Origin of the sequence: Marinobacter confluentis, from assembly GCF_004785685.1 — a bacterium.
Classification (GTDB): domain Bacteria; phylum Pseudomonadota; class Gammaproteobacteria; order Pseudomonadales; family Oleiphilaceae; genus Marinobacter; species Marinobacter confluentis.
This window is the reverse complement of record NZ_SRPF01000101.1, coordinates 1-300: the sequence shown is the minus strand read 5'-3', so window position 1 is coordinate 300 and position 300 is coordinate 1. Positions and strand designations below refer to the sequence as shown.

Sequence of the window (300 nt, the reverse complement as noted above, 5' to 3'; positions counted from 1 at the left end):
CGTTGCGCTGCTCGTTGAACGCGGCGGAACCGTCAAGTTCAAGGAGTCTGTAGACGTTGCGAGCAACCTTGGTGTTGACGCCCGGAAATCTGACCAGGTTGTCCGTAGCAGCACCGTTCTGCCCCACGGCACTGGCAAGACCGTTCGTGTCGCTGTATTCACGCAGGGTGCCAACGCCGAGACGGCAACCGCTGCTGGTGCCGACATCGTCGGCATGGACGATCTGGCAGAACAGGTCAAAAAAGGCGTGATGGATTTTGACGTGGTTATCGCCACTCCGGATGCCATGCGCGTTGTCGG

1 pseudogene is annotated in these 300 nt (G+C 59.3%); it reads left to right on the top strand.

Annotation, left to right across the window (positions count from 1 at the left end):
* A pseudogene (locus E5Q11_RS17735) lies at positions 1-300 on the top strand (50S ribosomal protein L1); the annotation flags it as partial.